The 23,855-nt window shown below is 59.4% G+C and carries 17 protein-coding genes; 10 read left to right on the forward strand and 7 right to left on the reverse strand.

What is annotated here, in order from left to right; genetic code table 11:
- The first annotated feature begins 3 nt into the window (after positions 1 to 3).
- Both ORL50_RS19845 and ORL50_RS19850 read left to right on the forward strand, forming a co-directional pair.
- Positions 4 to 627, forward strand: a complete 624-nt coding sequence (locus tag ORL50_RS19845; RefSeq protein WP_266017446.1) for a response regulator transcription factor — start codon at positions 4 to 6, stop codon at positions 625 to 627.
- The gene (locus ORL50_RS19850) at positions 628 to 3,855 is read left to right on the forward strand and encodes a transporter substrate-binding domain-containing protein (protein ID WP_266017448.1); all 3,228 of its coding nucleotides are present in this window, start codon (positions 628 to 630) and stop codon (positions 3,853 to 3,855) included.
- A 583-nt stretch (positions 3,856 to 4,438) separates the two neighbouring features.
- Here the strand turns inward: ORL50_RS19850 and ORL50_RS19855 are convergent.
- A complete protein-coding gene (locus tag ORL50_RS19855) occupies positions 4,439 to 5,347 on the reverse strand; it encodes a LysR family transcriptional regulator (RefSeq protein WP_266017449.1) in 909 nt (302 codons plus the stop codon).
- Between the two features lie 104 nt (positions 5,348 to 5,451).
- Between ORL50_RS19855 and ORL50_RS19860 the strand changes: the two genes are divergently transcribed.
- The 5 genes from ORL50_RS19860 (at position 5,452) to ORL50_RS19880 (ending at position 9,505) form a co-directional block, all read left to right on the forward strand.
- Positions 5,452 to 6,318, forward strand: a complete 867-nt coding sequence (locus tag ORL50_RS19860; RefSeq protein ID WP_266017450.1) for a pirin family protein — start codon at positions 5,452 to 5,454, stop codon at positions 6,316 to 6,318.
- A gap of 125 nt (positions 6,319 to 6,443) precedes the next feature.
- The gene (ycaC, locus tag ORL50_RS19865) at positions 6,444 to 7,070 is read left to right on the forward strand and encodes an isochorismate family cysteine hydrolase YcaC (RefSeq protein ID WP_008011497.1); all 627 of its coding nucleotides are present in this window, start codon (positions 6,444 to 6,446) and stop codon (positions 7,068 to 7,070) included.
- Positions 7,071 to 7,185: 115 nt separating this feature from the next.
- A complete protein-coding gene (locus ORL50_RS19870) occupies positions 7,186 to 8,634 on the forward strand; it encodes a mechanosensitive ion channel domain-containing protein (protein WP_266017452.1) in 1,449 nt (482 codons plus the stop codon).
- A 91-nt stretch (positions 8,635 to 8,725) separates the two neighbouring features.
- On the forward strand, positions 8,726 to 9,166 hold the full coding sequence (locus ORL50_RS19875; RefSeq protein WP_266017454.1) for a carboxymuconolactone decarboxylase family protein: 441 nt from the start codon (positions 8,726 to 8,728) through the stop codon (positions 9,164 to 9,166).
- A gap of 12 nt (positions 9,167 to 9,178) precedes the next feature.
- Positions 9,179 to 9,505 (forward strand): type II toxin-antitoxin system RelB/DinJ family antitoxin, encoded by a 327-nt coding sequence (locus ORL50_RS19880; RefSeq protein WP_266017456.1) that lies wholly within the window; start codon positions 9,179 to 9,181, stop codon positions 9,503 to 9,505.
- Between the two features lie 143 nt (positions 9,506 to 9,648).
- On the opposite strand, the gene ORL50_RS19885 is transcribed toward ORL50_RS19880, so the two are convergent.
- Together ORL50_RS19885 and ORL50_RS19890 are read right to left on the reverse strand one after the other, a co-directional pair.
- Positions 9,649 to 11,241, reverse strand: a complete 1,593-nt coding sequence (locus ORL50_RS19885) for a DHA2 family efflux MFS transporter permease subunit (RefSeq protein ID WP_266017457.1) — start codon at positions 11,239 to 11,241, stop codon at positions 9,649 to 9,651.
- Positions 11,238 to 12,356: an HlyD family secretion protein gene (locus ORL50_RS19890; protein ID WP_266017459.1), complete on the reverse strand. Its 1,119-nt coding sequence runs from the start codon at positions 12,354 to 12,356 to the stop codon at positions 11,238 to 11,240. The genes ORL50_RS19885 and ORL50_RS19890 overlap by 4 nt, the downstream gene beginning before the upstream one ends.
- A gap of 298 nt (positions 12,357 to 12,654) precedes the next feature.
- On the opposite strand from ORL50_RS19890, the gene ORL50_RS19895 reads away from it, so the two are divergent.
- Both ORL50_RS19895 and ORL50_RS19900 read left to right on the forward strand, forming a co-directional pair.
- Positions 12,655 to 14,382 carry a ShlB/FhaC/HecB family hemolysin secretion/activation protein gene (locus tag ORL50_RS19895; RefSeq protein ID WP_266017460.1) on the forward strand — a complete coding sequence of 576 codons (1,728 nt, stop codon included), beginning with the start codon at positions 12,655 to 12,657 and terminating at the stop codon, positions 14,380 to 14,382.
- Positions 14,383 to 14,472: 90 nt separating this feature from the next.
- Entirely contained in the window at positions 14,473 to 18,966 is a 4,494-nt protein-coding gene (locus ORL50_RS19900) for a hemagglutinin repeat-containing protein (protein WP_266017461.1), read from the forward strand.
- Between the two features lie 252 nt (positions 18,967 to 19,218).
- Here the strand turns inward: ORL50_RS19900 and ORL50_RS19905 are convergent, their stop codons facing one another.
- Together ORL50_RS19905 and ORL50_RS19910 are read right to left on the reverse strand one after the other, a co-directional pair.
- Positions 19,219 to 20,097, reverse strand: coding sequence for a queuosine precursor transporter (locus tag ORL50_RS19905; RefSeq protein ID WP_266017462.1), 879 nt, complete (start codon positions 20,095 to 20,097; stop codon positions 19,219 to 19,221).
- On the reverse strand, positions 20,090 to 20,686 hold the full coding sequence (locus ORL50_RS19910; RefSeq protein WP_266017464.1) for a helix-turn-helix transcriptional regulator: 597 nt from the start codon (positions 20,684 to 20,686) through the stop codon (positions 20,090 to 20,092). The genes ORL50_RS19905 and ORL50_RS19910 overlap by 8 nt, the downstream gene beginning before the upstream one ends.
- Before the next feature lie 441 nt (positions 20,687 to 21,127).
- Between ORL50_RS19910 and ORL50_RS19915 the strand changes: the two genes are divergently transcribed.
- The gene (locus ORL50_RS19915) at positions 21,128 to 21,493 is read left to right on the forward strand and encodes a DUF6124 family protein (RefSeq protein ID WP_266017466.1); all 366 of its coding nucleotides are present in this window, start codon (positions 21,128 to 21,130) and stop codon (positions 21,491 to 21,493) included.
- A gap of 247 nt (positions 21,494 to 21,740) precedes the next feature.
- Here ORL50_RS19915 and ORL50_RS19920 read toward each other — a convergent pair whose 3' ends face one another.
- Both ORL50_RS19920 and ORL50_RS19925 read right to left on the reverse strand, forming a co-directional pair.
- Entirely contained in the window at positions 21,741 to 22,922 is a 1,182-nt protein-coding gene (locus ORL50_RS19920; protein ID WP_266017467.1) for an acetyl-CoA C-acyltransferase family protein, read from the reverse strand.
- On the reverse strand, positions 22,919 to 23,701 hold the full coding sequence (locus ORL50_RS19925) for an enoyl-CoA hydratase (protein ID WP_266017469.1): 783 nt from the start codon (positions 23,699 to 23,701) through the stop codon (positions 22,919 to 22,921). Before ORL50_RS19925 ends, ORL50_RS19920 begins: the two co-directional genes overlap by 4 nt.
- Positions 23,702 to 23,855: the final 154 nt, after the last annotated feature.

Here is a 23,855-nt window from a genome sequence, read left to right on the forward strand (position 1 = left end):
GTCATGAAGTCAGCGCTGATTGTGGACGATCATCCGGTGGTTCGCGCCGCAGTCAAAATCGTGCTCCGACAGGAAGGATTTCAACGGGTTTACGAAGCCAGCAGTGGTAACGAGGTCATGCCATTGGTCCGCGAGCACCAACCGGACGTGCTGGTGTTGGATATTTCCCTGCCCAAGCTCGATGGGCTGGAGGTACTGGCAAGGCTCCAGGACAGTGGCGAGCGCTGCCGGGTAGTGGTCTTTTCCTCCCACGAAGCGATGTTCTTCCAGGACCGCTGCATCCGCGCTGGCGCCGCAGCCTATGTTGCCAAGTCGAACGACCTGGAGCATTTGCACAAGGCCATCCACGCCATTACGGCCGGCTACACCTATTTCGCCCAGCTCTCGACCTCGGTTTCCCTCAGTGCCCTGCAACGCAGTGAAAAGCAGCGCATCGATGGCCTGTCCAACCGCGAGCTGAGCATCTTCCGCTACCTGGCCATGGGCATATCAAACAAGCAGATCGCCGAAACCCTGCACCTGAGCCATAAGACAGTCAGCACCTACAAGACGCGGCTGATTGAAAAACTCGACGTCAAGTCGGCGGTCCACCTGAGGGATTTCGCCCTGCGCAATTGCTTGATCTGAATGAACATATTCCTGCGCCCACGTCGCCTGATTGCAGCATTGTTGCTGGGCCATTGGCTGTGGCTCAACCCGGCCTGGGCGCAACCGCAAACCATGGCCTTATTGTGTCGCTCCGAAGTCACCGGCTACAGCGCCCGGCTGTCGGCGAGCGATGCCGCCTGGCTCGGGCACAAGGGCCGCCTGGTGCTTGCGGTCTCGGCGCCCGATTATCCGCCTTTCGATATCACCACCGCGGGCAACTCCCTGGAAGGCCTGACTGCCGACTACGCCGGCCTGCTCAAACAACTGTTGAGCGTCGACATCGAGGTGCATCGTTATCCGTCCCGGGAAGAAGCGGTCCGCGCGATCAAGCAGGGCGCGGCCGATTTGCTGGGGACGGCCAACCGTTATGAAGCCCAGGATCCGCAGTTGCGCATGTCCAGCGCCTACGCCGTGGACCAGCCGGTGCTGGTCACTCGCCTGGGCTCGACACAGCCACTGGACCCGCAATTGGCCGACAAGCGCCTGGCGATGCTGTACCACTACCTGCCCGAGAAAACCGTGCAGGGTTTTTATCCCGATGCACAGGTGCAACTCTTCCCCTCGACACTGGAGGGCGTGGGGGCTGTGGCGTTTGGTCAGGCCGACGTGTACCTGGGCGATGCCATCAGCACTCATTACCTGATCAGCGAAAATTACATCAACAACGTACAGCTGGCGGATTTCTCGCAGCTTGAATCTGGTCGCTTTGCCTTCGCCATGAAGTACGAGAACGTACGGCTGCAGCGGATCGTCAACCAGGCTTTGGCGGCTGTGCCGATCGATGAACGACTGAATATCCTGCATCGATGGGGCGCCAGCGGGCCTTCCATTGCCGGCACCCAGTCGCTGCATTTCACGGCGGTCGAACAGCGTTGGCTCGACGCGCACCCGCGGGTGAAAGTGGCGATCAACGACAATCTGATGCCCATCTCTTTCATCGACGGTGAGGGCCAATTTCGGGGCATCACCGCCGATGTCTTGGGCAAGATCAGTGTGCGCACCGGCTTGAAATTCGACGTCGTGGCGGTGCCGTCCGTGGGCCGGATGATCGAGCAGATAAAGTCGGGGCAAGTCGACCTGATTGCCGGAATCAGCCCCAGCAGTGAGCGCGAAATCGATTTGCAGTTCACTCGCCCATTCATGACCAGCCCGAACGTGCTGGTGATCCGTGATGCGCCGTGGAGCCCGGCGACGCTTGACGAAATGGCCGGAAAAACCCTGGCGGTGACCCAGGGCAATAGCACCGCAGAGTTCCTCCGTCAGCACTACCCGCAGATCAAATTGATCGCCGCACCCCTGACGGCGCAAGCGATGGAGATGGTTGACCGGGGCGAGGCAGAAGGTGCGATCAATTCGCTGATCGGCGCCCGCTATATGATTTCGCGGCAGTTCCCCGGGCGACTGAAAGTGACCAGCACCGTCGGCACCGACCCGGCTCGCAGTACCCTGGCAACCGGTCGTGAATCTGCGCAGTTGCACTCGATCCTGGACAAGGCACTGCTCAGTATTTCGCCCGAAGAAATCGAAGACATGACTCAGTATTGGCGCAACGACCTGATGGTCGAACCCAGCTACTGGTTGCGCCATCGCCAGGATATTCTGCGCGGGTTCGCCGCCGCTGGGGCATTGCTGCTGCTGGCGCTGGCGTGGATAGTCTGGCAGCGCCGGCAGATTCGCCAGCGTCAGCAGTTGCTGCAGCAATTGCAGGAGGCCAAGGACGCCGCCGACGATGCAAATCGGGCGAAGACGACTTTCCTGGCGACCATGAGTCACGAAATCCGAACGCCGATGAATGCCATGATCGGCATGCTCGAGCTGGCACTCAAGCGCGCCGAGCAGGGCTTCGTCGACCGCCCGGCGATCGAGGTTGCGTCCACGGCGGCGCAACAGCTGCTGGGTTTGATCGGCGACATCCTGGACATCGCGCGAATCGAGTCCGGGCACCTGTCGCTGAGCCCCGAACGGGCTAATTTACGCAGCTTGGTCGACTCGGTGTGCCGGGTTTTCGAAGGCCTGGCCCGGCAGAAAAATCTGCAGTGGCACGTCGAGTTGGCGCCAGGCAGCGACTGCGACGTGATGATCGATCCCACTCGATTCAAACAGATTCTGTCCAACGTATTGAGCAACGCCATCAAGTTCACCGCGCACGGTGGTGTGAGCCTCACGCTGCAAGTGGAAACGGCCCGCGACGGGCATCTGGCGGTCAGCGTGCGGGTCGAGGACAGCGGTATCGGCATCAGCGAGTTCGATCAGAAACGCCTGTTCAGTCCGTTTGTGCAGGCTGGCAATAATCCACAATCGGGGCGTCAGGGCTCCGGATTGGGGCTGGTGATCAGCCGTACATTGTGCGAAAGAATGGGCGGGCAACTGCTGCTCGACAGCGCGCTGGGGCGCGGCACCGCAATTGTGATCAGTCTTGATCTGCTGGTGTTGCAACCGTTGCCCAGCAGTGAGGTTCCCGCTGCTGTGCAGGCTCCGGTGCGGGCGTTGTGCATCCTGGTGGTCGACGATTATCCGGCCAATCGTCTGCTGCTCTCGCGCCAGCTAGGCTACCTGGGGCACCAGGTTCTGGTGGCCGAGAATGGCGAAGAGGGGCTTAGGCAGTGGCGCGAGCATGAGTTCGACGTGGTCATAACCGACTGCAACATGCCGCTGCTCAGCGGGTACGAATTGGCAGGAGCGATACGGGATGAAGAGCGCGCCCGCGCACTGCAGCGGATGCTGATTTTGGGATTTACTGCCAACGCCCAGCCAGAGGAGCGCGCTCGGTGCCTGGAGGCGGGCATGGATGATTGCCTGTTCAAGCCCATCAGCCTGGCCGACCTCAATGTCTGGTTGGCGTCGAGGTTTGGAGCAACGCCCGCAGTGATCGAGGTTCGCGCCAATGCCGAGATCGACCTGCGCGGCCTGGAACAGTTTGTTGGTGCCGATCGAGAGTTGATCGAGCAACTGCTGCAGGATGTACTGGTGACCAATCGCATTGATCGCAACGAACTGCTTGCGGCCCATGCCCGCAGCGATTATCAGGCTCTGCAGGCACTGGCGCATCGTATCAAGGGCGGGGCGATGATGGTCCGGGCGGGCAATCTGATCGAGCGCTGCGAGCAGCTGGAGGGTGCTTGTCGCGATGGCCGTCAGCACCTGATCGACGAGGCCGTCGACCAGTTGCAGCAAGCCATGCACCGCCTGGAGCTCAGCCTGCTGTAGGAGCTGGTAGGAGCTGTCGAGAGAAACGAGGCTGCGATCTTTTGATCTTTCCCTGTGTACATATCCATCGCTGCGGTAACAGCTGATTGTGGTTCCGCCCTTACGGCGGGTCACTTTTGGCAAACGCCCCAAAAGTAACCAAAAGGTCTTTGCCCCACCACTCGGCACCTCGCTAAGGCTCGGTGTGCCCGAACCCAGGCATTGCTCTGCGGGTCGCTGCGATGGGCCATCCCTGGCCCAGCGCAGCTAAACCGGCATCCTTGCCGATTTACCCGCTACGCAATGCCTGCGTTCGGCCAGCGTGGTTAACGGGGCGCTTGCGATCAAGAGCCTTGCCGTGGCGGCCTGCGGGCCGACCAAGGCAACAAGCCGGCGCGCTGCGCTTCTGGTCGTGCACCTTTCCTGAGTTTGGTCTGAGTTCTCCGGTGTGAACTGAGTATCTCTGGGAGGTGATACCTGTGGGAGCAAAGCTTGCTCGCGATGGCGGCATACCAGGCACCCTCCGTGCTGGCGCCACCCTGTAGGAGCTGCCGAGTGAAACGAGGCTGCGATCTTTCCAAGATCCCCCAATCCCTCTTACCCCCTAAGCAATATCCGCATGACTAAACTCCTCCCCAAGAAAATCAATCAACGCCCGCACTGAAGGCAGCAATCCGCGCCGTGACGGGAAGATCGCATGCACGATCCCGCACTTCGGCGCCCACCCCGGTACCAGCTCCACCAAATGCCCGGCCGCAATGTCATCGCGCACCACGACGCTGGGCAGATGCGCCACACCGACGCCTGCCAAGACCGCATGACGCAGCGCCAGCAAGTCATCCGTGACCATGCGCGGCGCATGCCGAATCAGTGCGCTGGCGCCCTCGGCGCCAAACAGCTCCCACTGATAATCGCGCTGCGCCGCACCCCAGTGCACACTCGGCAAGCCGCTGAGGTCGGCCGGAGTGGCGGGGGATGACAGGCGTGCCGCGAAGGCCGGGCTGCCCACCAGGCACTGGGTGCTGTTGCCCAGGACCTTCATCACCATGTCGGTGTTTTCCAATGGCGGGAAGCGCACGCGCAGGGCGATGTCGAAGCCCTCGTGAATCAGGTCGACCCGGCGGTTGGTGCTCTCGATGAACAACTCGACCAGCGGGTACTTGAGCATGTAGCGGGTCAGCATCGGCCCGACCCAGGAGTTGAGCAGGGCGGTCGGGCAACTGATGCGTACCAGGCCCTGGGGTTCGGAGCGATTGCGCTCGATCAGTTCGGCGGCGCTTTCGGCTTCCACCCGCATGGCCAGGCATCGCTGGTAATAGGCCTGGCCGATTTCGGTCAGCGAACAATGCCGGCTGGTGCGGTGCAGCAGGCGCACACCCAGGCGCTCTTCGAGCTCGGCGATACGGCGGCTGAGCTTGGACTTGGGCATGTCCAGGGCCCGTCCGGCCGCAGCGAAGCCACCATGCTCCACCACCTGGGTGAAGTAATACAGGGTGTTGAGATCTTCCACCATCGTTCTCCAAATAGAACGCTATGACTGATTTTTGCAGTCTAGCGCACCAAAGGCTTCGGTTTTAAGCTTTATCCATCGCAGCAAACAACAGATTCGGAGGCCTCATGAAAAACATCATCGGTATTTACACCAGCCCGCGCAGTCATTGGGTCGGTGACGGTTTTCCGGTCCGCACGCTGTTTTCCTACGACAACCTGGGCAAGCACATCAGCCCGTTTCTTCTGCTGGATCACGCCGGTCCGGCTGAATTCAGCCCGACTACGGCGCGCCGAGGCGTTGGTCAACATCCGCACCGCGGTTTCGAAACCGTGACGATCGTCTACAAGGGCGAACTGGAACACCGCGACTCCACCGGCAGCGGCGGCAAAATTGGTCCGGGTGACGTGCAATGGATGACTGCTGCCTCGGGCATCCTTCACGAAGAGTTTCACTCTGAAGGCTTTGCCAAAAGCGGCGGCACCCTGGAGATGGTGCAGCTGTGGGTCAACCTGCCGGCCAAGGACAAAATGGCTGACGCCGGGTACCAGACGATTCTTGACGGCGACATTCCGCTCGTCGAGTTGAAGGACGGTGCCGGCAGCCTGCGCCTGATCGCCGGAGAATTCGACGGCCACACCGGGCCGGCGCGCACCTTTACCCCGATCGACGTCTGGGATTTGCGCCTCAAAGGTGGCAAATCGCTGACCCTGGACTTGCACGAAGGCCGCAACACGGCACTGGTGGTGCTGCGCGGCACGGTCCAGGTCAACGGCCTGGAACTGGTGCGCGAAGGACAGCTGGCACTGTTCGAACGCGACGGTCACCAGCTCAGCCTGGAAGCTAATAACGACGCGGTGGTGTTGCTGCTCAGCGGCGAGCCCATCGACGAACCCATCGTCGGCCATGGTCCGTTCGTGATGAACAGCGAGCAGGAAATCCACCAGGCCTTTGCCGACTTTCAATCGGGCCGCTTTGGCCGGATGAGCGGTTGAACTGATTGCTGCACCGCTGTGGCGCGGCTGGCTCGTGTGACTACGCTTGCCAAGCCGCGATTGAAGTAAAAACCCAAATCACTGCGCCGGCCTGATCGGCATCAATAAATAGCGAGGATTACCCCATGACTACTTCCTACAAACGTCTCGACAAGGATAACGCCGCGGTTCTGTTGGTCGATCATCAGGCGGGCTTGTTGTCGCTGGTACGCGACATTGATCCGGACCGTTTCAAGAACAACGTGCTGGCGCTCGCCGACCTGGCCAAGTACTTCAAGCTGCCGACCATTCTGACCACCAGCTTTGAAACCGGTCCGAACGGCCCGCTGGTGCCAGAGCTCAAGGCGCTGTTCCCCGACGCGCCCTACATTGCCCGACCTGGCCAGATCAACGCCTGGGACAACGAAGATTTCGTCAAGGCGATCAAGGCTACCGGCAAGAAGCAGCTGATCATTGCCGGTGTGGTGACCGAAGTTTGCGTGGCATTCCCGGCCCTGTCGGCCCTGGCTGAAGGTTTTGAAGTCTTCGTGGTGACCGACGCTTCCGGCACGTTCAACGAGCTGACCCGGCAATCCGCCTGGGACCGCATGTCGTCCTCCGGCGCGCAACTGATGACCTGGTTCGGCCTGGCCTGCGAGCTGCATCGCGACTGGCGTAACGATGTGGAAGGCCTGGCCACTCTGTTCTCCAACCACATCCCGGACTACCGCAACCTCATGACCAGCTACAACACGCTGACCAACAGCAAGTAAGCTTTGCATCATCCTGTGGGAGCGGCATCGCCGCTCCCACAGGATGTTTTGCGTTGTCCTGAAATACCCAATTGCTCCTACACTGTGCCCATTCGTACCTTGTCGGAGCCGCTCAATGCTGTCATTGCTCACCGATCACCCGTTGTTCTGTGCGCTGGTCCTGATCCTCATCGATCTCGGGCTGTGGCGGCTGATCAGTGCCAATGGCAGCAACTGGAAACTGATGGTGCGGCTGGTCATCTTCGCGCTGTTCAGCGTCCTGCTGTTCAACGAAGGCTTGAACCCTCTGGAGCCGGCGCCCTGGGCCGATAACGTGCCACTGCACCTGGCGGCGACCGGCTTGCAGATCGGCTGGTGGCTGTTCGGCGCACGTACCCTCACGGTGTTGATCGGCGCCGTGATGATGCAGCGAGTCGGGCACACCGGGCGCCTGCTCCAGGACCTGCTCGGCGCCGTGATTTTCCTCATCGCAATCATCGCCGCCCTGGCATACGTGCTGGATTTGCCGGTCAAGGGCGTGCTGGCGACCTCCGGTGCCCTGGCGATCATCGTCGGCCTCGCGCTGCAAAGCACCCTGAGCGACGTGTTCTCCGGGATCGTCCTTAACACCACCAAGCCCTACCAACTGGATGACTGGATCTCCATCGACGGCACCGAAGGCCGCGTGACTGACATCGATTGGCGCGCCACGCGCCTGCAGACCGCCCAGGGCAGCATGGCGGTGATCCCCAACTCGCTGGCGGCCAAGGCCAAGATCATCAATTTCAGCCGTCCGACCGACATGTTCGGCGTCTCGATCAGCCTGCAGCTGAGCCCGCACGCGCGACCGCAAAAAGTCATCGATGCACTGGAGCGGGCCATGCAGGGCTGCCGTTATCTGTTGGCCAAACCGGCGCCGAGCGTCGCACTCAAAGGCTCCAGTGCGGCGGGTGTGGAGTATGAGATCAGCGGGTTTGTGGCGTCCATGGAGCAGAAGCGCATGGTGCGCAACCAGCTGTTTGACCTGGCGTTCCGTCATTTGCAGGCGTCGGGAGTGAGCCTGCTGTCGAGCGTCGAATCCAACGCGCCGGCCGGCCTGTCGCGGCCTATGGCGTTGCTGGACAGCTCGAGCATATTCTCGACCTTGCGCCAGGATGAAAAAGAGACCTTCAGTCAGAACATGAAGCTGCAGAACTTCCGCGCCGGTGAGTTGATTCTTCCGGCAGGGGAGGTCAGCGATCATCTGTTCATCATCGAATCCGGCGTAGTGTCCGTCGAGCTCAGCCGCGAGGGCGTCAAGTTCGAGTCCGGACGCATGGGCCCGGGGGAAGTGATCGGCGAAGGCGGCATCCTCTCCGATACCGCGCTGCCGGCAGACTTCACCGCCAAAACCTTCTGCAGCTTGTACCGCATCGAAAAGGATTACCTGAAACCCTGCCTCGATGCGCGTCACGACATCAGCGAAGCCATGACGGCGCTGCTGGATTTCCGCCTGAACAAGGCGCGCAGCCTGACCCAGGAAACGCCAAAAGTGCAGGAGAAAAAAGGCTTCCTGCAGTGGCTGCGTCGCCACAGGGAAGGCTAGTGGCCTACCCGACTTCTTGAATATTGGCTATTTGTGCAGGCCAGCAGCGGGTTTAACGTAGCTCCACATTCACTTGTCCCCGGAGCCCGCAATGAAACCTCGGATCGATTTCTACACCGCTTCCCCAGACGCACTCAAAGCCATGATCGCCCTGGAGTCCGCCGTCTCGAAACTGCCGCTGGAAAAAAACCTGATCGAACTGGTCAAGCTGCGCACCTCGCAAATCAACGGCTGCGCCTTCTGCCTGGACATGCACAGCGCCGATGCGCGCAAAGGCGGCGAAGCCGAGCGTCGGCTGTACACGCTGTCTGCCTGGCGCGAAACTCCGTTTTTCACCCCGCGTGAACGCGCCGCCCTGGCCTGGACCGAGTCCTTGACCCTGCTGAGCCAGACCCACGCGCCGGATGAGGACTACGAGCAACTGGCCGCGGAATTCAGCGCCAAGGAAATGGTCGACCTGACTGTAGCGATTACTACCATCAACAGTTGGAACCGTCTGGCGGTGGGCTTTCGCAAGATGCCGCAGGACTGAGCAGAATTGTAGATGCAGCGCCATAGCCCACTCAGGTGGGCTTTTTGCTGTCGAGGCAGGCCGGATGGTGGATTTAAAGGAAAGCGCACTAATGTGCTCAAGGCTTGTGGCCTGAGCCTCAGCGACGCTATGCGCCTTTTTCTCCGCCAGGTTGTTGCACCGCAAGGGCTGCCTTTCGAGGTGCATGTTCCTTCGGAAAAAGCCGCCCGTGCATTAGCGCAGGCTGCCCAGATCTGTAGTCGGTTTGATTCGATAGACGAGCTGTTCAAGGATCTCGATGGCGAAGTCGCAAACCCAGCAGCCGAACGAAAAACGTGCGCCACTCCCAAAGCGGACTGACCGCACGGCCGAGTTCAAGAAGTCCTGGGAGCGCTATAACCGCGCTGGCCGGCGCAACATGCAGGAAGTTCGTGAGGTCATGAGGCTCCTGTGGATGGGTGAGGTGCTTGCCCCCCCAGTACGTCGATCATGAACTGAACGGCTCAATGCCCATCCGCCGAAGGCGCTGCCGGCGGTTGCACCTTGCGCATCAACGGCACCATCGCTGTCGCAATCACAAAACACACCATGATCATCAAGAACGCATCGCCATACGTCTGCGTCTGCGCTTCCCTATACGTCAGCAACCACAACTGCCGCAGGCTCGCCGTCACGCCGATGTCACCGCTCTGGCCCAACGTCGCAAAGTTGTGGCCAACCTGGGACAACCACTGATTCAACGCCTCGTTTGTGCTGTTGAGGTTTTCCGCCAGGCGAGTGAAGTGCAGGTTGGTGCGGTCGTTGAGGATGGTGGCGCAGGCGGCGATGCCGATGGCGCCGCCGAGGTTGCGCATCAGGTTGAACAGGCCCGAGGCGTGTTTAAGTCGTGCCGGGGCCAGACCGCCGAGGGTCAATGTAACGGCGGGGGGCACGGCCAGTTGCTGGGCGATGCCGCGCAGGGCTTGGGGCAGCATCAGTTCCTTGGCGCCCCAGTCATGGGTGATCGGGCTGAAATCCCACATCGACAGCGCGAACAGGCCCAGGCCGGTCATCATGATCCAGCGCAGGTCGATGCGATTGGCCAGGAAGGCATACAGCGGAATGGCCAGGACCTGGAACACCCCGGTGGAAAACACCGCCAGGCCAATATCCAGCGCGCTGTAACCGCGTACCCGGCCGAGGAACAGCGGCGTCAGGTAGATGGTGGCGAACAGGCCGATGCCGGTGACGAACGAAAAGAAACAGCCCAGGGCGAAGTTGCGGTCCTTCAAGGCCCGCAGGTCGACGATCGGATTGGCTACGTGCAGGGTCCGGCCGATAAATGCCAGGCCCGACAGGCCGCTGATCCATGCGGTGGTGAGGATGGTCGAGTCGCTGAACCAGTTCCACCGCGGGCCTTCTTCGAGGGTGTATTCCAGGCAGCCAAGAAACAGCGCAAGGAACAACATGCTCAGGTAATCGGCGCCCTTGAGCAGCGACAGTTCAGGTTGGTCGATTTTCACCAGCAGGGGCACTGCCACGGCGACGAATATCCCCGGGACGAGGTTGATGTAGAACAGCCAGTGCCAGGATGAAACATCGGTGATGTAGCCACCGATCACCGGGCCTAAAGTGGGGGCCAGGGACGCGACCGCGCCGATGGTCGCCGCCGCAATCACCCGTTGTTTGCCGGTGAAGAAAAAGAACGCGGTGGTGAACACCAGCGGGATCATCGAGCCGCCGAGAAATCCTTGCAGGGCCCGGAAGGCAATCATGCTCTGGATGTTCCAGGCCAGCCCGCACAACAGGCTGGCCAGGGTGAAACCGACTGCCGATGCGCTGAACAGCCAACGGGTCGAGAACACCCGCGACAACCAACCGGACAACGGGATGACGATGATTTCGGCGATCAGATAACTGGTCTGCACCCAGGCGGTTTCATCGGTTCCGGCAGACAGCCCGCCGCCGATGTCACGCAAGGATGCCGAGACGATCTGGATGTCCAGCAAGGCAATGAACATACCGATGCACATGCTGGCGAAGGCGAAGACCTTGGTGCCGGTGGCCATCGTGGCGGCATCGAACGGTTGCGCGGGCGCGGCGAGGGCACGGCTCATGGTGCGCTGGCCACGGCCGGCGCCGCCGGTTCGGCGCGGGTGTCCACTTCGGCGGTGACCGACAGCCCCGGACGCAGGTGGCCAAGCACGCCGTCTGCCGGATCGAGCAGGATGCGCACCGGCACCCGCTGCACGATCTTAGTGAAGTTGCCGGTGGCGTTCTCCGGCGGCAGCACGCTGAATTGCGCACCGCTGGCCGGTGCAAGGCTGTCCAGGTGGCCATGGAATTCACGGCCGGAGAGCACGTCCGCATGAATGATCACCCGCTGCCCGGCAGTCATGCGCGCCAGCTGGTCTTCCTTGAAATTGGCATCCACCCACAGGCCGCTGGCAGGCACCACCGAGAGCAATTGCGAGCCGGCCTGAGCAAAAGCGCCGACCCGCGCCCGACGGTTGCCCACCACACCGTCTACCGGCGCTTTCAGCTCGGTGTAGCCCACATCCAATTGCGCCAGGTCGCGCTCGGCGCGGGCCTGAATCAGGGCGGCGCGAGCCTGTTGCTTCTGAGTCGCGATCACGTTGAGCTGGCGTTGCGCGGCCAGCAGTTCGGCCTGGGCCCGGGCGCTCAAGGCTTGTGCGGTCTTGTAAGTGGCATCCACCCGCTGGGCGCTTTCCACCGATACCGCGTTGCTGCCGACCAGGCGCTTGTAGCGCACGTTGTCATCACGTGAGCGGGCAGTTTCAGCACTGGTGGCGTCGATCCCGGCGCGCGCCTGGCCGATCACTGCGTGCTGCAATTGTTCGGTGGCGTCGAGGTTCGCCAGCAATGCTTCTTCGGCAGCCACCGCGCCCTCCGCCTTGGCCAGGCGGGCGCGGTAGTCCCGTGAATCGAGCCGGATCAGCACGTCACCGGCCTTGACCTGCTGGTTGTCGGTGACCAGTACTTGCTCAATGTAGCCCGCGACCTTGGGGCCGATCACCGTCACATCGGCACCGATATAGGCATCGTCGGTTTCCTCGATGAACCGACCGCTGGTCCACCAGTGTGAAGCGTATAGGCCCGCGCAAATCAGCGCGGTTAGGGCAGTTGTCAGCAGCAATAAGCGCTTGCGCAGGGGAGATCTGGAGGGTGCCAGGGCAGCAACTTCAGGATCGGGACTTGGCATGCTGGTCATGACGAACTACCTGTGGAGGCGAGATATTATTACGATGGTAATATGACGCATGTAATATTTTCTGGCAATTTATTTTTCCTACCGACTGTCAGATGTAGGCCGCTGTGCGTAGGGAAATTCGTAGAGAAGAAGTAGGAATCTGGAAGGAAAAATGTGAGGCACAGAGGTCAGGTTATACAAAATGTTAGATGTGTTTAAGAAGTGTAATCGCGATATTGCATAAGCCCGAGCCGCCCCCTGACGATGAATTCCATAGACGAAAGGGCACCACGCTTTTTCAGAACCGTCAGGAAGTCAGGTGCCGAATTTCATTCGCGCTGTACCTCGTCATCCCCGCCCCAGCTCGTACCTTGCGGCATCGCTGCTGATAGGGCTCAGTGCATCGCCGTTGTATGCCGCCGAATTGGCAACGCCCGGCCAGGAGGTGTTGCGCCAGCACCAGCAGCAACAGCGCGACCTGCAGCAATTGCAGTTGGAACAGCGCAGTCGCCAACTGGAGCGTGGCAGCTTGGGGGCAGGGCCAGAAGTGCCGATCAAGTCCGCTGGCGTCGCTGCCGATGAGCGCTGCTGGCCGTTGTCCGGGGTGCGAGTCGGTGGCGCAACGCTGATCGACCGGCAAGCCCTCGACCGCAAAATCAGTCCACTGGTAATGTCCTGCATGGGGCCCAGCCAGATCAATCGGTTACTGGCGGCCATCACCGAGCTGTACGTGCAGGCGGGCTACATCGCCAGTAGACCCTACCTGAGCGCCCCACCTGCAGCCGGGCAGTCCCTGGATATCCTGGTCGACGAAGGTTACGTCGAAGCCATCGAGCTCGCGGATCAGAGCCTGCCCATTTCCCTCGCTGGCGCATTCCCGGGCATGCTCGGCAAGGTGCTTAACCTGCGGGATCTGGAGCAGGGGCTGGATCAACTGAACCGCCTGCGCTCGTTCGACCTCAGCGCCGACATCGTCCCCGGCGAGCAGCCCGGTGCTTCGCGGATCATCCTGAAACCACGGACTGCCGGCCAATCGCGTTGGGTATTGAACCTGGGCCTGGACAACCTCGGCAGCGCCAGGACTGGCCGTGACCGCAGCACTTCGAGCCTGGTGTTTGATTCTCCGCTGCAGTTAAACGATGTGTTGAGCGTCGGTTTCAGCGACACGCTCAACCACGGCGACCGGTTCGGCCGCAGCGTCAGCCTGTATTACGCCGTCCCCTACGGTTACTGGACCTGGAGTGTATTGGCCAGTCATGCCGAATATCGGGCGCCGTTCAAGATCGGCGCACTGCGTCTGCAAACCGACGGGACCAGCGATCAGTTCGCCCTGCGCGCCGACCGGGTGTTATGGCGCGGCCAGAACCAGCTGCTCAGCGCCAACCTGCAGCTGGCGCACAAGGATGTCGACAGCTTTGTCGAGGATGTCCGCCTGGCCATCCAGAGCCCGACCCTCACCGTAGCCGAGGCCGGGTTGAACCTGTTCTGGCTCGACAGCGCGATATGGAACCTGGACGTCAACTACGCCCAGGGCTTGCGTTGGTTCGGCGCGGATGATGACGCTGATCGCCAGAACACACGCCAACCCAGGGCACAGTTTCGCAAGTACCGCGCCGGCCTCGGCCAGTGGCGTAATGGCCAGCTCGGACAGCAAGTCTGGCAGTGGCAAAGCCAGCTTAACGTGCAGTACAGCCAGGACCCGCTGCCCGCCATCGAACAACTGCTGGGCACCGACGATTCAGCGGTGCGCGGCTATCGGCTCAACAGCACATCCGGAGCCACGGGCGCCGTCTGGCGCAACACGCTGCGCCTGCCGCTGAGCACAGATCAACCGCTGCGCATCACCCCACGCCTGAGCCTGGACAGCGGCTGGATCAAGCCCGATCGCGATGCCCCCAGCCAACGTCTGAATGGCGCTGGCCTGGGGGTTAATTTCGCCTGGAAAAACCTGCAAGTGGACGTTGATTACCAACGCAGCCTCAACACGCCTGACGGTTTCAGAACCGAGCCCGCGGTATGGCTGATGCGTGTCGGTTTGCAGATCTGAGCACCACAAACCCGTCGCTGGTCCTGTGCGCGCCAGCCACGGCAATCCTTCCTGCGCGCCGCGACACTGCACCTGAATTGAGAGGTTTTTATGCCTGCACAAAGATTCGCATTTCATCTATCGCCACGAGGCCAGCTGCGTTGGGCAATTGCCAGCCTGCTGCTCGTCGTGCCGTTGCCCAATGTGCTGGCCGAGGGGATCGTGGTTGCTCCTGGCCCGGGGGGTATCGCGCAGTTACAGACCAGCAACGGCGTGCCAATCGTCAACATTGTTGCGCCCAACGGATCGGGCCTGTCGCACAACCAGTTCCTCGACTACAACGTCGATCGTCAGGGCCTGGTGTTGAACAACGCGTTGCAGGCCGGCGCGTCGCAACTGGCCGGGCAACTGGCCGCCAACCCGCAGTTCCAGGGCCAGGCGGCGAGTGTGATTCTCAACGAAGTGATCAGCCGTAATGCCTCGGCCATCAACGGTACCCAGGAGATATTCGGCCGTTCTGCCGATTACGTGCTGGCCAACCCCAATGGCCTGTCGGTCAACGGTGGCGGCTTCATCAACACGCCGAACGCGCACTTGGTGGTCGGGCGTCCGGAAATCATCGACGGCCAGTTGCAGGCCTTGAGCACCCGTAATGTCAGCGGCGAGTTGGCGATTCAGGGTGCCGGCCTGCACAACCGCGAAGGTTCGATCAACCTGATCGCGCCGCGCATCGACAGTGAGGGCAAGATCGCCGCCCGGGATCAGTTGAACGTGACCCTGGGACGCAACTCGGTGGACTATCCCAGTGGCCGGGTGACGTATGTCGACCCTATCGGGCACAGCGCAGAAGGGCGTATCGATGCGAAATTGTTCGGAGCCATGCAGGCCGGACGCATCAATATAGTCAGTACCGCTGATGGCGCGGGCGTGCGGGTCGGTGCGGTCAAGGTCGATGGCCGCGACGGTGTGCAGATTCGTTCCGCAGGCGACTTGGTGATCAGTGGCAAGGCTGCACCCAACGAGCGCGGCATTATCCGCGCGAGCCTCAGCAGTAGCCAGGGCGATATCGGCCTGCACAGCAGCGGCGATATGACCCTGGCCGCCACCGATGTGTCGGCCCGGGATGTCCAGGCTCAGGCTGGACGTAACCTGACGCTGACGACTGTAGAAAGTCGCAAGATTCGTGAGACGTTCGAACAAGATCCAGGTACCTGGAAAAAAAACTTCGAGCAAAAGCAGACTCACACCGAACTGCGTCATCACGGCAACCGGGTCACGGGAAGTCGCGACGTGCATCTGTCATCGGGCGCCGACATGGACATCAAGGCCTCCAAAATCAAAGCCGGGCAGCAGCTGCTGGCGGACAGTGCCGGGGACCTGCGCCTCACTGCCGCGACCGAAAGCGTTACCGATATCCATGAGGGTAAGGAGCGCAAGTTTCTCTGGAGGCAAAACTGGGAAACCCGCTCAGAGGAACAGAACAGCGTGATCACCGAGCTGCTGGGCGACAACATCACCTTGTCCGCCGGCAAATTGTTGCGCACTGAAGGCGCCAAGCTTGACAGTGATCACGACATCCAGATGGCCGCAGAACGCGTGGAAATCGCGACCACCACCCGCACCAATAGCGCAAAGGATGACCGTTACCGCGGTGATCTGGTCGGCGGTGCATTTTTCGGCAAGAAGGACCAGAAAGATCAGTTGGGAACCTGGCACCAGGGCAGCGCCATCAACGCATCGGGTCGTCTGATCATCAAGGCCGACGACGTGCATGTGAGCGGCAGCCAGGCTCGCGGTGCTACCGATTCGGCCGTCATCAGCGACGTTGGATCGCTGGTCGTCGACGGGGTAGAGCAGACTTCTCGATCCTCAACCTACAACAAGGACAACAAATTCCTCGGCATCGTGCAAAAAGTCTCCAGCCACGACAGCGATAACAGCACCGCCCTGCGCAGCAAGTTGAGCTCTGACAGCAACCTCACCGTCAGGAGTCGCAAGGACATCGAGGTCGTCGGTTCGACGATCAAGGCGCGTGGCACGCTCTCTGCCGATGCGCAGGAAGACGTGAAGGTGAGCTCGGCGCAGGACCAGACCAACCGCACAGACACCACCAAGGATCGCGGTTTTGACGGCTACGCCAAGGAACATGGCGCCGGTCAGTACCGTGCCGGTGTACGGTACGCGGGCAATGAAAAGACCGAGCGCCGTAATGAAACCCTCAATGAAAAATCCATCCTCAGCGGTGGCCAATTGCAGGTCAGCGCCGGCGGCGATCTGAAAATCAAAGGCGCCGAACTTGAAGCCACCAAGGGTGATGTGAACCTCAGCGGCAAGACGGTCGAACTCCTGGAGGAAAACAACCGCCTCGACACTTCGCTGGAAAACAGCACCACCGGTGGTGGTTTCTACGTCACCGGCGGCGTCGATCGCCTGGGCAGCGGCTCCGAAATCGGCCATTCGGCGTCGAAGGACACCACCAGCAAAACCACCGCCCAGACCACCACAGTTGAAAGCAGTGGCCAAGTCAACATCACTGCCGACAAGTTAGTCACCGCAGGGGCACAGGTGACTGGCAACCAGGGAGTAAAACTGGAGGCAGACGAAGTCGAAAACCGGACGGCGCAGGACACCGACGACAGCTCTCATACGGAAAACAACTCCATAGTCGATGCTGGTATTAACGTTGAATACAAAGACATCGTCCCGCCGCTTATCGGCGCCGTCAAGGACGTGCTCACCGGCAACATGCCGGACATCGAAGCCTTGGGCAAATTGGGCAAACCTAACGTTGGGATCGACCTTGGCCTGGTCCACAAAAGCGCTGGCTCCGAAGAGCACAACAGCAACGCGCTGGTCAGCCAGATCACCGGTGGCGCCTTGGACGTCAACGTCAAAGGCACGCTCCGGGACGAGGGGACGCGCTGGGATGCGAAAAACGGTGCGTTGAACATCAGCGCCGAGCAATTGATCGCCGAAGCGGCCAGCAACACCCACAACCGGACGGACTCGGCGGTGGATGCCAAGGTCGACGTGCGCGTCTACACCACCACCGGCGAAGACGTGAATGTCACTGGCAGCGGCGAAGGCGGTAGCAGCCGCGTGCACAAAGAGACGTCCACTGCGGTAGTCGGGCGCTATGCCGGCAACCAGGGTGTGAACATCGAGCTGGGCGGTGACGGACGGTTCGAGGGCAGCGAGTTGGACGGTGGCAAGGCCGGCGTCAAGGTCCAGACCGGTGGCGACCTGGTGATGAACCAGGCCAACGACCGTGAGCGCAGCGAGGATACCAGTTTGCGCGGCAGTGCCTGGGTGAAAGGCGGTACCTTGCCGGGGGCAGAGGGCACCAATATTGATGTGGGCGGTGGCGTCCAGCTGGATTACAAAAATGCCAGCACCGATAACAGCCAGGCCCGGGTCGCCAGTATCAAGGGCAGCGGTCCAGTGCAGTTGAACAGTGGCGGCGACCAGGTTCATCAAGGTACAGCCATCGATACACCAGCACCGATTGAGCTGATCAGCGACGGCAAACTCGACCTGCAAGCCGCCGCCGACACCGAACAGACTCGCGGGCTTAACCTGGGTGGCGGCCTGAACCTGGGCGGCAGCAAAACCAGTAGCGAGATGACGGATGAGAAGAAGGGCCTGCTCAACGCCAACGTGAACGTTGGCCGGGTCAATGAAACCTCCAGTACCCTGGCGGGCGGCAAGATCTCCAGCCAGGAACGGATCACCCTGGGTGGTGAGTCGATTCGCCTGGAGGGCACGCAATCTGGTGCACCGGACGTACGTTTGGTCGCTGGGGAGGGCGGGATCAATCTCGAATCGGCCCAGTCGAGCAAGACCCGCGACAACTGGAATGTCGAGCTCAAAGGCGGTGGTAACCTGGGCGGCAGCACACCGACAGCCGCAGCTCCAGATGGGCTTGCGTCCACTGACTACGGCTTCAATGGCCAGGCCAAGGTGGGGATCGACAACCTGCGCAGCACCACTGCGCAAAACAGCCTGACGAAGGCCGATCGCGTAGTGCTCGACAGCGCCGGTGACGTGCAACTGGCGGGGGCGCGGATCGATGCCGATGCGGTCAGCGGCAAGGTGGGTGGCGACCTGAAGGTGCAAAGCCGTCAGGACCAGTTGAACCACAAACGCTTCGATGTTGACCTGAGCCTGACCGGCAAGAAACCTGCAGCGGTCGAGCCCGACAGTCTCACAGCGAACGCCACCCCCAAGGCCTTTGATTACAAGCCGACCCTCAAGTTTGACGGCGACTATGCGTACAAGGACAGCGTGGGCCAGGTCTCCGGCATCAATAGTATCCAAGGCGTAAACCTCGCCGTGGCCGGCGCAACGCAACTGACGGGGGCCCGCATCGCCTCGCCAGAGGGTCGCGTTGACCTGGGCGACTCCAAGGTCGATACCACCACCTTGAGCAACCTCGATCACCGGATCAAGGCCGGTTTGGAACTGCCACAAAAAGCGGCCGCAGGTGGCAACACGTCGAACGAGTCGACCAGCGACCTGCAAACCCTCAACTTCGGCCCGGTCAGCGTAGGCAGCCGATTCGACACCCAGGCGCTGCAGGCAGGCGTCGACGAGGGCAACCTCTGATGTAACTGGTAGGAGTGAGCTTGCTCGCAGTGGCAAAGCTCGAAACGACAGGGATGTCGTTCCTTACGCCCTCACAAACGCCACCTCCCATGTACTTTCGCCGGACTCGTCCAAGCGGAGGACGAAGTTTTCGCTGTATCCATTGCCGCCGTGACCACGCCCAAATGCCTATCCATAATCAACAGGTTCGAAACGCGATCTCTTCAGACGTTCAGCTGAGGAGTTGGCTTGTTGTTAACTCCTTAACAAGCCTTACGCAGTTCTGAGTTCAGCTACGTGTTTCTTGAACAAGGCCCGCGCACCGTAGGCGGGTAATATATTAAAAATAGCAAAACACATTTTTATCGCTATTTGAATGAAAATTATATGCATTATTTCGCTGTCTGGCATAGTGCCATAAAATGCAATGATGCAAAAAAGAAAGCTGTCTATTACCACGGCAAAAAAACTACTGAGAAATACTCTAATAAAAAGATATTTAGAATTTGTCAGCTCTTTGATTTTGCACAGCAAGTAGGAGTTGGCGTATTCGGAGAATAGGAAGGAGACGGAGGATGCCACCAATACGGATGTAATATGGGTGACCAATTCCCCGTAAGCATTATCGAGTTGCCACCCCGGCAGATCTGGAAGGTAGCTCGTGGCACTCAAGAGAAAAAATATCAAGGCGTTGCTGGAAAATGCGAAGAGGATTGCTTTTCTTGCCAATCTGAAGCCGTAAAATTCGTTTAATAAGTCGACTATCAAGAATGTCAGTGGGTATAAAAATGTCCCGGGTGTAATAATGGTGCCTAATCGCTCTATGTAAAAAGGTTTTGCGGCTGCGAAATTGGTAAATATATACAAGCTGAAAAGCAGCAAATTTAGCGCAACAAAAATCATCCATGAATTTTCGTGGCGGTCGTTCACTTCATATGCTGATGGCGCAGTCCCGCCAGAGTAGAATTTTCTATATATAGTTTTTATTTCTGCTTTATTCAAATTGTCGAGTATCTCGTTTTTTATTAACTCGTTTAATGAAATTTTTATAATCTTTCCAGTTGACATAATCATGATAATGGCTAGTTTTTTGTCATTTTCAAACCCAAGCAATTTATATCTGCTATTTTCGACTGAATCATCTTTAGCCATTAAATCTTTCCTCGATGATTGCTCCCACTACGCAAAAATCATCTGATGGTAAAAAACTGTTCGTGGTTATATAAAGTTTTTCTGTGGATCTGTTGTATATCAGCTTCTGTCGATCGCAATTTACCAAGCTCTTATTGATGATTAGCAAGTCGCCTGGTTCATGGGCTCCTGTAATTTCGCACTCCAAAAGGACGCCGATCAAATTGCATGCGCTGCCGAAGTAGTAGGTAAGGGGGTAAAGTGTCGCTAGCTCGCCAATTCTTTTGTTTAGGTTCTGGATAAGTAAACTTTCTTTGATTATTGGGATGGCTGCTGGATTCATATTGCCTTGTACGGATATGCTGCTCTCGATCACTTCTTTTTCTTCAAGGTTTATATATTCGATTTCTTTATACGAAACTCCAAAGAAATCAGAAATCTTGCGCACAGTTGATTGCTGGACGTTTACGACTTTACCTTCCAGGATGTTATAAATTGTTGTTCGGGTTAAGCCCGCTGAATTACACAGAGAGAGCTGGGTTGTGCCGCGGCTTTTTATTAAGTATCTGATGTTATTTCTTAAGTTTTCTGTTTTCTCTTTTCTGTGCATTTTTGATCACCATTATTTTTATTAAGCAATCTTCCATGTTGGATAAGAAGCTGAGTCAAATGCGCTGCACTCATTTTTTGTTCTGAATTATGTACGTGATCGGGGCTTTCGCACCCTGGTAGAACGTTAAATAATGTTTCGTAAAGTAAATTGGTCTTGAGTTTGGGAATTTTCCTACGGAAAGGTGTTGATTTTTTTCATCTGAAGCTCTGGAGACCTCAATATCGTTCTGCTTCAGCGCTGGCCACAGTCCCATTGATATGGCTGTTTAAATTTTAATCAGTATTAATCATCATAATGGACATCTGTTTAAAAGTTTGATTAATGGTTATTGTTTTGGGTTATATTGTTTTTCCCTTGCCGTTAATACGCGTACAGTCGCTCATCGAGTCCCGGATGAACGAGTGGGGCGCGTTATTTATTTTTGCAAGGAGCTCAGGTGTGAAAAAGACTGTACCCAATGCCGCAGCAAACCCGAACTTTTCACTCGATAGCACCGTCGGTCTATCCGCCACCACAAAAGTCGCCGAACAGCTAGTCAGCGTGCCCCTACGCAATTCCGCTCGTCCCGAACCGGCCAGCCACTTCTTCGCCGTGGTTCCAGATGTAGATACCGAGTCCATGCTGTGTCACGCCTCGGAAACCCTCGCCTCACTTAGCGTCATGGCCACCGACCTGGCCCGCGAACTGGAAGGCCCACGTCGCCATGTGATCCTGGCCATCCAGCAGCTGTCCGCACTGAGCGAGCTATTGGTCAACCGCGCGCTCGACAATTTGCATCCGCCAGTGGGATTGCCCGAAAAATGAGTCAAACGGCGTTGAGTTTTGCATTCGGTTGCCACTGGCGCGCAGCGAGCTAGCGCAGGTGGTGCTGCCTTGTTGCGACTTGATGGATGCTGTCGGTCGTAGGCTGCAGGGGCAGGCCTAGGTACAAGAAGGGCGCCTTTTTGGCGCCCCTTGTTTGAAATGGGAGTGTTCGGCCTCTGCCGTGAGCAGCTCTACCGCTCATTTCAGCGATAAAGCGAGCCCGACGCTCAAAACATAGGGCCCATCCTCAAACCCGCTCAAAAATCGCCGCAATCCCCTGGCCACCGCCAATGCACATCGTCACCAGCGCATACCGGCCGTTAATCCGCTGCAGTTCATGAATCGCCTTGGTGGCAATGATCGCTCCGGTCGCGCCGACAGGATGCCCCAGCGCGATCCCCGAGCCGTTCGGGTTGACCTTGGCCGGATCGAGGTCCAGCTCCTGGCTGACGGCGCAAGCCTGGGCGGCAAACGCGATGTTGGCTTCTACCACGTCCATATCCTGCACCGACAGCCCCGCGCGCTTGAGCGCCAGGCGCGTCGCCGGGATCGGTCCCAGGCCCATCAGTTCCGGTTCGACGCCGGCGTGGGCATAGCTGACCAAACGCGCCAGCGGACGCAGGCCATTGCGCTGCACCGCATCACCGGTGGCCATCACCAATGCCGCCGCACCATCGTTCAACCCCGAAGCATTACCCGCCGTTACCGAGCCGTCCTTTTTGAACGCCGGCTTCATCTGCGCCAGCTGTTCCAGGGAGGTTGCGCGAGGATGCTCGTCGACGTTGAACAGGATGGTGTCCTTGCGTCCCTGGATTTCCACCGTAGCGATCTGCTCGCTGAAATACCCATTGGCAATAGCAAACGCCGCACGTTTTTGATCTTCAAGGGCGAGGGCGTCCTGCATTTCGCGGGTGATGCCGTTGCGCGCGGCGACGTTCTCGGCGGTGATGCCCATGTGAATGCCGTGGAACGGGTCATGCAGGATACCGAGCATGTAGTCGATGGCCTGGACGTTGCCCATGCGCGAGCCCCAGCGCGCCGATGGCAGCAGGTACGGCCCGCGGCTCATGGACTCGGCACCGGCGCCGATGGCGATTTCGGCATCGCCGAGCAGCAAGGTCTGGGCGGCGCTGATGATCGCTTGCAAGCCGGACCCGCACAGGCGGTTGACGTTGTAGGCGGGCGTCTCCTTGGGGATGCCGGCATTCATCGCCGCCACCCGGGAAATGTAGGCGTCGCGGGTTTCGGTAGGGATCACGTTACCCATCACCAGGTGGCCGATCTGCGCCGGATCGACGCCCGAGCGCTGCAAGGCGGCCTTGACCGCAGTCGTCGCGAGGTCGGCCGGTGGCACGTCTTTGAGCGAGCCGCCAAAGGTGCCAATGGCGGTGCGAGCGGCGCTGACGACAAAAACTTCTGGAGTGTTCATGGGGGTGTTCCTTTCGACGGATTCTTTTCAGTGCTGCGATTGAGCAGGGCGTTCAGCGCTGTTTGCGCTTCCTGAGTGTTCAGGCGTTCGATAAATAGCAGGTTTTCCTGGCGTATGGTGGCTTGCAGTTCCGCCAGCGAAGCCTGTTTGAGCAATTGCCTGGACTGGCGCAATGCCCCTTGCGGCAACGCCAGCAGGCGTTGGGCCAGTTGCCGGGCGGCAACCAGGCATTGCGCGCCGTCGTCGCACAGTTCATTGGCCAGGCCCCACTGCACGGCGTCGGCGCCGCTCAGGGTTTCACCCAGCAGCAATAAACGGGAGGCGCGGGCGTGGCCAAGCAGGCGCGGCAGCAGCAGCGTGGCGCCGAATTCCGGGCACAGGCCGATGTTGACGAAGGGCATGCGCAGCTTGGCGTTGCGGCTGACCACTACTTGATCGCAGTGCAACAGCAAGGTTGTGCCAATGCCGATAGCCGCGCCAGACACCGCCGCGATCAGTGGCGTTTGCAGCTGGGTCACCACCTGCATCAGGCGAAATGCCGGGCTGTCCAGGTGAGTGGGCGGGTTCTGCAGGAAATCCACCAGGTCATTGCCGCTGGTGAAACAGCTGTCGCCACCGGTGATGATGACGACGCCGATGGCCGGGTCCTCGTCTGCGGCCAGCAACAGGTTGGCCAGCTGCGTGTACATGGCGTTGTTCAGCGCGTTGAGTTTGTCGGGACGGTTAAACGTCAGCGTCAGTACGCCGGCGTTGCGGTCCTGCTGGATCAGATCGTTCATGAGCGACTCTGTTGTTCGGTGCGTCGGCCACTCTAAGCGCGAGACCCGCGCCGGATCTATGACAAAACGGGTCAACGCACCTGCTTCTTTTTGCCATGTCTACGGGCGCTAGGGTGGCCACACACCCATTCGGGGTATAGCGTCGCTCGCCTGA

This window comes from Pseudomonas sp. RIT-562, assembly GCF_026241895.1.
Classification (GTDB): domain Bacteria; phylum Pseudomonadota; class Gammaproteobacteria; order Pseudomonadales; family Pseudomonadaceae; genus Aquipseudomonas; species Aquipseudomonas mandelii_F.

Bases quoted from the DNA above. Each gene is read 5' to 3' on its own strand.
- ORL50_RS19885 (WP_266017457.1), bottom strand. From the start codon at position 11,241: ATGAGCCGTGCCCTCGCCGCGCCCGCGCAACCGTTCGATGCCGCCACG.
- ORL50_RS19905 (WP_266017462.1), bottom strand. From the start codon at position 20,097: ATGGCTAAAGATGATTCAGTCGAAAATAGCAGATATAAATTGCTTGGG.
- ORL50_RS19860 (WP_266017450.1), top strand. From the start codon at position 5,452: ATGAAAAACATCATCGGTATTTACACCAGCCCGCGCAGTCATTGGGTC.
- ORL50_RS19875 (WP_266017454.1), top strand. From the start codon at position 8,726: ATGAAACCTCGGATCGATTTCTACACCGCTTCCCCAGACGCACTCAAA.
- ORL50_RS19925 (WP_266017469.1), bottom strand. From the start codon at position 23,701: ATGAACGATCTGATCCAGCAGGACCGCAACGCCGGCGTACTGACGCTG.
- ycaC (WP_008011497.1), top strand. From the start codon at position 6,444: ATGACTACTTCCTACAAACGTCTCGACAAGGATAACGCCGCGGTTCTG.
- ORL50_RS19855 (WP_266017449.1), bottom strand. From the start codon at position 5,347: ATGGTGGAAGATCTCAACACCCTGTATTACTTCACCCAGGTGGTGGAG.
- ORL50_RS19845 (WP_266017446.1), top strand. From the start codon at position 4: ATGAAGTCAGCGCTGATTGTGGACGATCATCCGGTGGTTCGCGCCGCA.
- ORL50_RS19890 (WP_266017459.1), bottom strand. From the start codon at position 12,356: ATGACCAGCATGCCAAGTCCCGATCCTGAAGTTGCTGCCCTGGCACCC.
- ORL50_RS19850 (WP_266017448.1), top strand. From the start codon at position 628: ATGAACATATTCCTGCGCCCACGTCGCCTGATTGCAGCATTGTTGCTG.
- ORL50_RS19920 (WP_266017467.1), bottom strand. From the start codon at position 22,922: ATGAACACTCCAGAAGTTTTTGTCGTCAGCGCCGCTCGCACCGCCATT.
- ORL50_RS19880 (WP_266017456.1), top strand. From the start codon at position 9,179: ATGCAGCGCCATAGCCCACTCAGGTGGGCTTTTTGCTGTCGAGGCAGG.
- ORL50_RS19910 (WP_266017464.1), bottom strand. From the start codon at position 20,686: ATGCACAGAAAAGAGAAAACAGAAAACTTAAGAAATAACATCAGATAC.
- ORL50_RS19900 (WP_266017461.1), top strand. From the start codon at position 14,473: ATGCCTGCACAAAGATTCGCATTTCATCTATCGCCACGAGGCCAGCTG.
- ORL50_RS19870 (WP_266017452.1), top strand. From the start codon at position 7,186: ATGCTGTCATTGCTCACCGATCACCCGTTGTTCTGTGCGCTGGTCCTG.